10 protein-coding genes are annotated in these 12,041 nt (G+C 36.8%); 9 read left to right on the top strand and 1 reads right to left on the bottom strand.

All coding sequences use genetic code 11. The annotated features are described in order from the left end of the window. Window positions 1–48 precede the first annotated feature (48 nt). Window positions 49–642, bottom strand: coding sequence for an ATP-dependent Clp endopeptidase proteolytic subunit ClpP (gene clpP, locus IGJ18_RS10760; protein WP_010718717.1), 594 nt, complete (start codon window positions 640–642; stop codon window positions 49–51). 178 nt (window positions 643–820) lie between these two features. Between clpP and IGJ18_RS10755 the strand changes: the two genes are divergently transcribed. From IGJ18_RS10755 to IGJ18_RS10715, 9 genes are all read left to right on the top strand, one after another. Beyond that, on the top strand, window positions 821–1,348 hold the full coding sequence (locus IGJ18_RS10755) for a hypothetical protein (RefSeq protein WP_010718716.1): 528 nt from the start codon (window positions 821–823) through the stop codon (window positions 1,346–1,348). Window positions 1,349–1,707: 359 nt separating this feature from the next. Then, the gene (locus IGJ18_RS10750; RefSeq protein WP_438843309.1) at window positions 1,708–2,442 is read left to right on the top strand and encodes a glycerophosphodiester phosphodiesterase; all 735 of its coding nucleotides are present in this window, start codon (window positions 1,708–1,710) and stop codon (window positions 2,440–2,442) included. A gap of 7 nt (window positions 2,443–2,449) precedes the next feature. Further along, window positions 2,450–3,376: a tRNA (adenosine(37)-N6)-dimethylallyltransferase MiaA gene (gene miaA / locus IGJ18_RS10745; RefSeq protein WP_438843308.1), complete on the top strand. Its 927-nt coding sequence runs from the start codon at window positions 2,450–2,452 to the stop codon at window positions 3,374–3,376. After that, window positions 3,366–4,598, top strand: a complete 1,233-nt coding sequence (gene hflX, locus IGJ18_RS10740) for a GTPase HflX (protein ID WP_438843307.1) — start codon at window positions 3,366–3,368, stop codon at window positions 4,596–4,598. Before miaA ends, hflX begins: the two co-directional genes overlap by 11 nt. Window positions 4,599–4,801: 203 nt before the next feature. After that, on the top strand, window positions 4,802–5,194 hold the full coding sequence (locus tag IGJ18_RS10735) for a MerR family transcriptional regulator (RefSeq protein WP_010718712.1): 393 nt from the start codon (window positions 4,802–4,804) through the stop codon (window positions 5,192–5,194). A 30-nt stretch (window positions 5,195–5,224) separates the two neighbouring features. Then, the gene (gene glnA / locus IGJ18_RS10730; RefSeq protein WP_010718711.1) at window positions 5,225–6,565 is read left to right on the top strand and encodes a type I glutamate--ammonia ligase; all 1,341 of its coding nucleotides are present in this window, start codon (window positions 5,225–5,227) and stop codon (window positions 6,563–6,565) included. 840 nt (window positions 6,566–7,405) lie between these two features. Next, window positions 7,406–8,929 carry a hypothetical protein gene (locus tag IGJ18_RS10725; protein WP_438843306.1) on the top strand — a complete coding sequence of 508 codons (1,524 nt, stop codon included), beginning with the start codon at window positions 7,406–7,408 and terminating at the stop codon, window positions 8,927–8,929. 327 nt (window positions 8,930–9,256) lie between these two features. Then, complete coding sequence (locus IGJ18_RS10720; RefSeq protein WP_010718709.1) at window positions 9,257–10,867, top strand: CTP synthase; 1,611 nt, start codon at window positions 9,257–9,259, stop codon at window positions 10,865–10,867. Window positions 10,868–11,136: 269 nt separating this feature from the next. Continuing rightward, entirely contained in the window at window positions 11,137–12,006 is an 870-nt protein-coding gene (locus tag IGJ18_RS10715) for a class II fructose-bisphosphate aldolase (RefSeq protein ID WP_010718708.1), read from the top strand. Window positions 12,007–12,041 lie beyond the last annotated feature (35 nt).

Raw genomic sequence — 12,041 nt, 5'->3', positions numbered from 1 at the left:
AGCCGCTCAATCGAGCAGTCCCATCGTCCTTTTAGTTTACAAATGATATTAGTTTAATCCAGCACTGTTTTCCATCACTTCATCAATCAAACCGTATGCTTTCGCTTGTTCAGCAGTCATGTAATTATCACGGTCGGTATCTTTTTCGATCACTTCAAGAGGTTGACCAGTACGTTCTGCTAAAATTTTGTTCAAGCGTTCTCGTGTTTGTAAAATGTGACGAGCTGCGATTTCGATTTCTGTCGCTTGACCTTGTGCGCCGCCAAGTGGTTGATGGATCATGATTTCAGCATTTGGTAAAGCAAAACGTTTGCCTTTTTTACCTGCTGTCAGTAAGAAACTACCCATAGAAGCAGCCATACCCATCACAATGGTTTGGACATCTGCTTTAACAAAATTCATCGTATCATAAATCGCCATTCCAGCAGTAACAGAACCGCCAGGAGAGTTGATATAAAGATAAATGTCTTTTTCAGAATCTTGTGCATCTAGGAAAAGCAATTGGGCAATAATCGAGTTTGCAAGATCATCAGTCACTTGACCACTTAACATGATAATGCGGTCTTTTAATAAGCGTGAATAAATATCATAAGCTCGTTCGCCACGAGAGGATTGCTCAATAACTGTAGGGATTAAATTCATAATTTGGTTCCTCCTTAAGTTCTTTACAAATAGTGTAACACAAATTCATTTCTTCTACCTAAAAAGTAGTATACATTCTTGGTCAATAAAGGTCAAATAAAAAAATTTTAGAAAATAGTCTGTGCTTGCACGTTTATGTTATGATGAAATAGAAGAATACAGCAAGGAGGAACACTAATTGGTAGTTGGCATCGTAGGCTTAATTGGCGTTTTATTAGGAGCTATTTTAGTATATATCGGGATGGTTGTTCAGATGCGCCATCTTGAAAACAAAGAGCAACGAAGACGGGAGTTAGAATTAAAAGTCAAAGAGATTGAGACTTTGAATCAACTAAATAAAAAAATCAATGAAATCTTGCAAAAAAGAGCAACACTGTTAGATGAATATGTCAGCTTTGATGCATTTGATGATTGTTATATCACTATTGATGATTTTGCTTATTTACAGTCATTTGCTGCACAAAATAATTTTTATCTTCCAAATTACATCTTAGAAGAATTGTTTAAAAACATTGCGCACCGTAAAGTCGTTCTTTCTCCTGACGAAACGATGAAAATAGGCGGTTATGCTTATAAAGGTGGACGTGTGATCTTAGAAAACTTCACGGATAATCTGACGGAAATGATCAATGAAAAAAAAGCGCAATTAAAAAGTGTCACGCGACAACCCATTGGCTTTTTCTCAAATGATAATGTGTGGAGCTAATTGTTTTTTGAGTTGAGATCGAAGAGGATCAAAAAACTTTTATAATTTGTAAAGTCAAGGTTGTGACAGAATTGTCTAGCTTTTAGAAATAAGCCGAAGAATCCAAAAGTAGTTCCTTATATTTTTGGTTTTTTCGGCTTATTTTCGATAGAGGGAACACTATGAATGAGAGAGGACTTTTTTATAGCTTTTCATATTTTAGAAAATCATCGCTTATTGCTGAGTAGTTCTTTATTGAATACCGTTTACTCATTTTTTAGAATGACAAGTCAACCTCATTCTTAGACATTCGAAGTATTACGACTTTTTCACAGCCTTTTTCCTATGGTACAATCAAAGAGACTGAAAGTGGTGATGAAATGGTTCAGATTTTTGCGCATCGTGGAAGTAGTGGTACCCATCCAGAGAATACATTGCCTGCGTTTGCCGAAGCTGTTCGAATAGGTGCAGATGGGATTGAACTAGATGTTCATTTGACGAAAGATGAGCAGATCGTGGTGATTCATGATGAGGAAGTGGATCGGACGACGGATGGCAAAGGATTGGTACGGGAAAAAACATTAACAGAGATAAAAAAGTTGAATGCAGGAAAGTGGTTCAATACAGAGTTTCAGGCAACAAAAGTGCCAACTTTGAAAGAGGTCTTGCATCTTTTTTGGGAAATGAATTATCGTGGAACGGTAATGATCGAGATTAAAACAGATAAATATGAGTATGCTGGCATCGAAGAAAAAGTAGTTCAACAATTAAAAGCAGTGGAATGGCCTTTTCGACATGCGTACTGCAGTTTTAACTTTCATACATTGGAACGAGTAGTAAAAATTGATCCTCAGGCACAGCTGGATCTTCTTTTAAGTACGTCACAAAAGAAAGTACAGTTAGCTGAAGATACTCCTTGGATAGAAGGGATTCATCCTAGAGGTGACTGGTACTTGGAGCATTTGCCATCCATGGAGACATTCCCCAAATCGATCAGATGCTGGACCATCAACGACGACCAGCAGATGACACGATGTTTCGATCAACAACTAGATGCAATAATCACAGACTTTCCCCAAAAAGCATTTTGGATAAAACAAACAATGAAAAAGTAGGATGATAATGGAAAAAGTATTAGTAATCGTTGGACCTACAGCGGTAGGGAAAACAGCGCTTAGCGTGGAATTGGCTAAAAAATTTAACGGTGAAATTATTAGTGGGGATTCACTGCAAGTTTACAAGAAATTAGATATCGGAACAGCTAAAATAAAGACGTCAGAAATGGAAAGTATTCCCCATCATTTGATTGATATCATCGAACCTAATGAAACTTATTCCGTAGCAGATTTTCAAAAAGCTGGACGAAAATTGATCACAGAAATCACAGAACGTGGCCATTTGCCGATGATCGTTGGCGGAACAGGGTTGTATATTCAATCTTTGCTTTATGATTTTCAATTGGGTGCAAAAGAGGAAAGCGTCACAGCAGTACGAAAAAAATATGAAGAATTAGCTGAAACACTCAGTAAAAAAGAACTTTGGGAGTACTTGAAAACAAAAGATCCGCTAGCAGCGGAAAAAATTCATTGGAACAACCAACGAAAAGTGATTCGAGCTTTAGAAGTATTTGAAGTGACTGGCTACAGTATCACAACACCGCAAGAGGAACCCGCACGTCTTTATGATTATTGTATGATTGGTCTTAATACCGAGAGATCCTTGTTATACCAGCGCATCAATCAACGTGTAGATAGTATGTTAGAGGAAGGCTTATTAGAAGAAGCACGTTTTGTGTATGAACTTGGTGAAGTCCAAGCGAGTCAAGGTATTGGATACAAAGAATTTTATCCGTATTTTAAGGGAGAAGAATCTTTAGAAAACGTTGTGGAGCAGTTGAAGATGAACTCGAGACGGTATGCAAAGCGACAATTAACATGGTTTCGTAATCGTCTTGATGCACATTGGTTTGACTTATTAGCAGAGTCCAGTAGTATGGAGCAAATTGATCAATTGATCAGAACGTGGTTGGAGGAAAAAGATGACAAATAAAAAAGAAAAAGTGATCATCGTAGGCGTTGAGACAGAACAGAATCAACGATACTTCACAGAGTCGATGGCAGAATTAAGCAAGCTGACCAATACAGCTTCTGGGGAAGTTGTATTTACATTGACGCAAAAACGACCGCAAGTCGATCGTCAAACCATTATCGGTAAAGGTAAATTACAAGAATTGATCCAACAAGCGGATGCTCATGAAGCGGATCTGATTATCTTTAACCATGAAATGACCCCTCGGCAGAGTCAGCTAGTCTCAGAAGCAGTAGGAATCCCTATCATTGACCGAGTCCAGTTGATTTTAGATATTTTTGCCATGAGAGCCCGTTCGAAAGAAGGAAAGTTGCAAGTAGAGCTAGCTCAATTAGAATACCTTTTACCACGCTTAGCTGGACAAGGAAAGTCATTGTCTCGATTAGGTGGTGGAATTGGAACGAGAGGACCTGGGGAAACCAAATTGGAAACGGATCGACGTCATATCCGTAATAAAATATTAGGGGTAAAACGTGAGTTGAAGGCTGTAGAAGCCCATCGAGCGAGAAATCGCCAAAAAAGACAGTCTAGTGAAATCTTTCAAATTGGTTTGATTGGGTATACCAATGCGGGGAAGTCAACCATTCTTAATTTGCTTACGCAAGCGGATACGTATTCTAAAGATCAGTTATTTGCTACTTTGGATCCCTTAACAAAGAAATGGCGATTTGCAGAAGGATTTGAGATTACTGTTACTGATACGGTTGGATTTATTCAAGATCTTCCGACACAATTAATTGATGCGTTCCATTCAACATTGGAAGAAAGTCAATCAATGGATCTATTGTTACATGTAGTTGATGCAAGTTCGCCAGATCGTATTTTGCAGGAGCAGACTGTATTACAGTTGATGGCGGAACTAAAGATGGAAGAGATGCCTGTATTAACAGTCTATAACAAAGCGGATCAAATTGATCCAGCCTTATTTATTCCCTCACTCTTTCCAAATGTATTGATATCGGCGCAAAGTACCGATGGGAAAGAAAAGCTAGTACAAGCGATCAAACAGCAGTTGTTGGAATTGATGGTGCCATACACGCTCTTTGTACCCAGTCAGGATGGGCAAACGTTAAGTGCTTTACGAAGACAAACGCTCGTTTTGAAAGAGCATTTTGTAGAAGAAAAAAATGGATATGAAGTAAAAGGATTTGCAAAGTCAACTTCTAAATGGCTGAATAGTTAAATGGTCGTTGTCTCTTTCTTATCAGAGTGACCTATGTATTTTCTCTTTTATTAAAAGTTAGAAAACTTGAGCAATGAATCGTTGCTCAAGTTTTTTTGTAAAAAAAACCAACTCTCATGTTAGAAAACCTGACATAAGCGGTTGACAGTAGTTTTTTTGATTGGTATACTTTACCCAACTTGTTAAACGAAAGGGGACGTCTGATGGGAGAAAAGGAATTGCGCCGTTCAATGTCTGTATTTCCAATTGGTACAGTAATGAAACTGACTGATTTATCCGCACGACAAATTCGTTATTATGAAGAACAAGATTTTGTTCATCCTGAAAGAAGCGAAGGAAATCGTCGAATGTATTCATTAAACGATATTGACTTGTTGTTAGAGATCAAAGATTATCTTTCTGATGGATTAAATATGGCTGGTATCAAACGAGTTTACGAAATGGCTCAAGCCAAAAAACAGGAAGAAAAGAGCAAAAAACCGCTAACTGATCATGACGTTCGACAAATTTTTCGTGATGAGATATTGGCGCAAGGTGGGCTAAGTAAAACTGGGCATTATCAGTCGCAAGGAATGCAACGACAATTCTTTGACTGAATAATATAAAGAAAAAGAAAGAGGGATACCATGGTAAAGAAACAAATAACTGGTGATGAAATTAAACGAATCATTGAAGAAGAGAACGTTCGATTTTTAAGATTAATGTTCACAGATATCTTAGGAACGATCAAAAATGTCGAAGTACCCGTTAGTCAAATCGATAAAGTACTTGAAAACAAAATGATGTTTGATGGTTCTTCGATCGAAGGTTTTGTTCGGATTGAAGAAAGCGATATGTATTTGTATCCTGATCTTTCAACATGGATGATCTTCCCTTGGGAAAGTGATCATGGCAAAGTAGCTCGTTTGATTTGTGATATCTATAACCCAGATGGCACACCTTTTGCAGGTGATCCACGCGGGAATTTGAAACGTGCATTAAAAGATATGCGCAACCTTGGATTTACCTCTTTCAACTTAGGTCCAGAACCAGAATTCTTCTTATTTAAGTTAGATGAAGATGGTGGAATCACGACCACGTTAAACGATAAAGGTGGATATTTTGATTTTGCACCAACAGATTTAGGTGAGAACTGTCGTCGTGATATTGTTTTAGAATTAGAAAGCCTTGGGTTTGAAGTAGAAGCTTCTCACCACGAAGTAGCTCCTGGGCAACATGAGATTGATTTTAAATATGCAGACGTTGTGGATGCTTGTGACAATATTCAAACATTCAAACTAGTCGTTAAAACAATTGCTCGTAAACATGGGTTACACGCAACGTTCATGCCTAAACCATTATTCGGGATCAATGGTTCGGGGATGCACTGTAATATGTCCTTGTTCAATGATGAAGGAAATGTCTTTTATGACAAAGATGGCGATTTAGAACTTAGCCAAACAGCGTATCATTTCCTAGGTGGGCTATTGAAACATGCTCGTGCCTATACAGCGGTTTGCAATCCTACCGTCAACTCATATAAACGTTTAGTTCCTGGCTATGAAGCACCAGTATATGTGGCATGGAGCGGTCGTAATCGTTCACCATTAGTCCGTGTTCCAGAATCACGTGGCTTATCCACACGTTTGGAATTGCGTTCAGTTGATCCATCTGCTAACCCATATTTAGCAATGGCTGTTTTATTACAAGCTGGATTAGATGGTGTCCGTAATGAAATCACACCACCAGCAGCGGTGGACCGAAATATTTATGTGATGAACGAAGAAGAACGAGAAGAAGCCCACATTCAAGATCTTCCTTCAACGATCCATAATGCAATCAAAGAATTAAGAAAAGACAAAGTGATGATCGATGCATTGGGACAACATATCTTTTCGAACTTTGTCGAAGCAAAACGCTTAGAATGGGCAGCCTTTAGACAAACTGTTTCAGAATGGGAAAGAGAACAATACTTGGAATTATATTGATTATCGCTTCCCCATTAGAATACGAATAATTGGAGTTGAAGATATCAATCTCACTTCACTTTAAAAACGAGTGAATGGTTTTTAAGCATTAGCTCCTTGAAGTAAGTCTGAATTTTTCAAAACATGAGAAGCTGTTTTGAAAAATTCTTTCTTATTGTCATCGGAGCTGACCGATGTTTTCACGACCTCTGATTCACAACCTCTGATTCACAACCTTCTTATGCTTGATAAACAGGACAATAAGCCAAAATTTTACGAAAAATGAGTACGACTGAAAAGAAAGACAGTTTGTTTTAACTGATTTCTTAGTCGCTGAAGACTTATTTTAGGAAATTTTGGCTTATTTTGTTCGCGCATTGTTTGGTGAGTAACTTATGTGGTGGGACAACAAAAAACTCCTGAAGAATACACTTCAGGAGTACGAGAATGAGAAACGGATGATGTTAAGTTATTCTGAATCACAAATAACTGGTTGGATTGTGTAATGAAATCATTCTCTACGAGTAGTATACAGCTATTTCTGATTGAAATTTTTTTTAAAATTTTAATGGAAAGAAAATTATTTGCAAAATATGAATAACACACCTATTCTATAGTATAAAAAAATTTTTTTCATTTTTTTTGTGTAGAATTTTTCTAAGAATATTCTTGTTTTACAGTGATTATTGCACTCCTGGTTGATACGCACAAGTAAAAAATGAGTTCATTGAAGATTGTATATGATGATAAATAATTGAATTTTTTTAATTTGAGCATACCTATTTCTTCTGGGGGGAAAATTAGGTATGCTCAAATTAAAGTTATTGCCTTATTATTATATTATAAAGGAGGCATAAATTTATGAATAAAGTTGAATTAGATCAAATAATCAAAGATATGAATGAAGGATTAGAGGAAGATGAAGAAAATATATTTGTATTAGACCTACGTACTTATTCTAAAGATGAAATCAATTACGTAGTAGATCGTCTTAATCTAAATGATCATATGCGTGAACAGGTTAGAAAATCACAAATTAATTCAATGGAAAAACATCAAGTGAAAAAAAAATATTTATTAAGAGAAGAAAAACTTAGAGCTGTTCATAGAAATTTAAACAAACAAAGTGAGGAAGTCCATTCATTCTCTGATCGCTCAAAGAGGATAGATACAGTTGTTGTATCTATCAATCAATTGATTCATGATCCGGAAATTAATGCTATTCGACCGATAGACGAGTCTGAGATAAGTGAGGCATTATACATCTTCTTTGAAAAAAACTATTTTACACCAGATGAAATAAATTCAACTATTGATAAGCTAGAACTAGCAAATAAAGAAAATTTTCGTGAAACACTTAGAAAAACGGAGATTGAACAAGAACCTCGACGTAAAATCAAGTTTTTAAAAAAAGAACGAAAGCAAAAAATTAACGAAATGGTGCAACAGTCGATGACAGATTCTTCAAGGACATTCACAGAGGTTGCAGAAAGTCTTAAAAAAATGTATTCAGAGTTACCTTACAAAGTTAATGAGGCTGATTTAAGTGAGGATATAGGATTTGTAATAGAAACGTTTAAGATGAAACCTAATGATATTGGTTCTTTCGTGGACTTGTTTGACCTCAATCCTGATACTCGTAATGAAATTAAAGAATCTCAAAAGAAAAGAATTGAGGGTATGAAAGCAAGTAGGGATGTTGGACTTTCAATAAAAATAGAGGAGTTGAGAATACGCCGTCCTGTTACCCTGATACAGGATATCACTTCAGTACTTCGTGAGCAAATGAATGACCCAGTTATTCCACTTGCACAACACGAGGTTGTATCTATATTAGAAGCGAATTTAGATACACGACATAGTATAACAATAGAAGGTACTTCAAGACGTGTTTTGCCTCTTAGGCAGAATGAATATAGGGAAATTATACATAATCTCGGTTTGAGCGTGGAAAACGTAAATGAACGTTGGCAGGTTAACCGCCATGCTGTAGAACTGCTGACTAACTATGCTGAATTCAATATGTTACAGCATCCACAAACAGATCTTGTGCATGGCAATCCACAGGAACTTTCAAACCTTGAATTATATAAAAGAGAATTTAGAGAGTTGGTTAAAGAAAGTGTAGGCAAGGTGGGAACTAAAGCTGAAGATAAATTAGATTTTCAAGCTGAATTTTCTAATTTGACCCCTGAACAACAGGAACAGGTAATGAAAAAAGTGGAGGATTTTAAGAAAAGAAGACAAGAAAACTGGAAACAATTAGATGTAGAAAAATTGTCACCGTTAAAAAATAGGACAGAAAAATTCAATGCTGCAAGAACGAGAAGTACAAACATATCTGAAAAAAAAGGACAAAAATCTTCTAGAGATCATCAAAGATAGTCTAGTGAATGAGTAAAGAAGTCGTATGGCTAATCGTTCTTACTAAAAGAATGAGTGTACTATTTTTCGTGCAGTTTTTTATTAGAGAGTGAACTACCTGTTTTCATTTATCAATGACGTTGGATTATTCTTATGACTAACGACATCTGCAACGTTAAATTAGAGGCTTGACTTTCTTCAAATTTGCTTGTAGTATACTCATTGGGCACCCTTTTAAAGGGTCAGAAGTTCACAGAAATTTTGCTCCCTATTCTAACTAGAATAGGGAGCTTTGTTCATTTTCTGGGACTTTTCCTGCAGATAAAAGAAGAAGGAGTTTTTGAACTTATGACAAAATACATTTTTGTAACGGGCGGCGTAGTTTCATCGATTGGTAAAGGAATCGTTGCAGCTTCTTTAGGTCGTTTGTTGAAAAATCGTGGCTTAAAAGTAACCATCCAAAAATTTGATCCCTACATCAACGTAGACCCGGGAACGATGAGTCCGTACCAACACGGAGAAGTTTTTGTAACAGACGACGGAGCAGAAACTGATTTGGATCTAGGCCATTATGAACGTTTTATCGATATCAATTTGAACAAATACTCCAATGTTACTACAGGGAAAATTTATTCAGAAGTACTTCGTAAAGAACGAAAAGGGGAATACTTAGGAGCAACTGTTCAAGTCATCCCTCATATCACAAATGAAATCAAAGAGAAAATCATGCGTGCAGCAAAAATGACTGATTCAGACGTGATCATCACTGAAGTTGGCGGAACAGTCGGCGATATCGAATCTTTACCATTTTTAGAAGCACTACGCCAAATGAAGGCGGATGTTGGTGCTGATAACGTGATGTATATCCACACCACATTGATTCCTTATCTAAAAGCTGCGGGAGAAATGAAAACTAAACCAACTCAACATAGTGTAAAAGAATTACGTGGTTTAGGAATCCAACCTAATATCTTGGTGGTTCGAACAGAGCAACCTGTTTCACAAAATGTGAAAAATAAATTAGCACAATTTTGTGACGTAGAACCCGAAGCGGTCATTGAATCACCAGATGTGGACACTCTTTACTCTATTCCGTTGCTTTTACAAAAACAAGGCATGGATCGCATCGTTTGTGAACATTTGAAACTAGAAACGCCAGAAGCTGATATGGAAGAATGGAAACAATTAGAAGAAAAAGTATTGAATCTGAAGAAAAAAGTCCGAATTGCTTTAGTAGGTAAATATGTTGAATTACCAGATGCTTATATTTCAGTTGTTGAAGCGTTGAAACATTCAGGCTTTGCTTTTGATGCGGATATCGAACTTGACTGGATCAAGGCCCAAGATCTAACCAAAGAAAATGTAGCAGAATATTTGAAAGATGCAGATGGTATCTTAGTACCTGGTGGCTTTGGCGATCGTGGGGTCGAAGGAAAAATTGAAGCGATCCGTTATGCTCGTGAAAATGATGTGCCTTTCTTAGGGATTTGTTTAGGCATGCAAATGGCGTGTGTTGAGTTTGCTCGTAATGTGGTTGGTTTGGAAGATGCTGCTTCAGCAGAAACTACACCAGAAACAACGAACAATATCATTGATTTGATGGCAGACCAAGAAAATATCGAAAACTTAGGTGGAACGTTACGTCTAGGTCTTTACCCATGTAAAATTAAAAAAGGAACGAAAACAGCCGAAGCTTATGACGGAGCCGATGTAGTACAAGAACGTCACCGTCATCGTTATGAATTCAACAATAAATACCGTCAATTATTTGAAGAAAAAGGATTAGTATTCTCAGGTGTTTCTCCTGATAATCGTTTAGTGGAAATCGTGGAATTAACAGAGAAAAAATTCTTTGTTGGTTGTCAATTCCATCCAGAATTGATCTCAAGACCAAATCGCCCACAAAAATTGATCAAAGGATTTGTCGGAGCTGCTTTGTCTGAACGTGAAGGAAAATAAGCGGGACAAATACGCTTTTAATGTTTCAGATGAATTTAGAGAAAACAGTTATAAATAAATTGTTATTGTTTGAACAATAAAAAACGATAAACTAGCCATTTTTGACTAAATCAGCCAACTGAAAACCTTATTTTTTGCAAAAAAGTTCTTGAAAATTTTCATTTTCATTGATTTTAGTAGAAAACTCTGAAAATGTTTGGTAAAATAGGTTCGTTGGTTAAGGATAGTCTTAACAAATTTAGTTTTACAAAACTTAGGAGGAATTTATTATGCCAGTAGTATCAGGAGCTGAATTTTTAAAAGCTGCTCGTAAAGGCGGTTACGCTGTCGGCGGATTCAATACAAATAACTTAGAATGGACTCAAGCAATCCTTGAAGCAGCTGAAGCAAAACAAGCACCAGTACTTATCCAAACTTCAATGGGTGCGGCTAAATACATGGGCGGCTACAAAGTTGCTAAAGATATTATTTGTGACTTAGTTGAATCAATGAACATCACTGTTCCTGTTGCCATCCACTTAGACCATGGTGACTATGATGCAGCTATGGAATGTATCGAAGTAGGCTATACTTCAGTTATGTTTGACGGTTCTCACTTACCATTTGAAGAAAACTTGAAATTAGCGAAAGAAGTTGTAGAAAAAGCTCACGCTAAAGGAATTTCTGTTGAATGTGAAGTTGGTTCAATCGGCGGAGAAGAAGATGGAATCATCGGTAACGGTGAATTAGCAGATATCGAAGAATGCAAACAAATGGTTGCTACAGGAATCGACTACCTAGCATGTGGTATCGGTAACATCCATGGTCAATATCCAGAAAACTGGAATGGTTTAGCATTTGATCATTTACAAGCAATCGCTGATGCTGTAGGTCCAGATATGCCTTTAGTATTACATGGTGGATCAGGTATTCCTCAAGAACAAATCCAAAAAGCAATTTCAATGGGTGTTTCTAAAGTAAACGTAAATACTGAATTCCAATTATCATTTGCTAAAGCTACTCGTGAATATATCGAAGCTGGCAAAGATAAAGAAGGAAAAGGTTTTGACCCTCGTAAATTGTTAGCACCAGGTAAAGCTGCAATCATTAAAGATGCAGAAGAACACATTGATTGGTTCGGTTCAGCTAACAAAGCTTAATTAATCGATTAAGAATGCCGTGAAACAGGTTCAAC

The sequence above is a fragment of the Enterococcus sp. AZ078 genome (assembly GCF_051714985.1).
Classification (GTDB): domain Bacteria; phylum Bacillota; class Bacilli; order Lactobacillales; family Enterococcaceae; genus Enterococcus_B; species Enterococcus_B hirae.
This window is presented reverse-complemented; position numbering and strand designations above follow the sequence as displayed.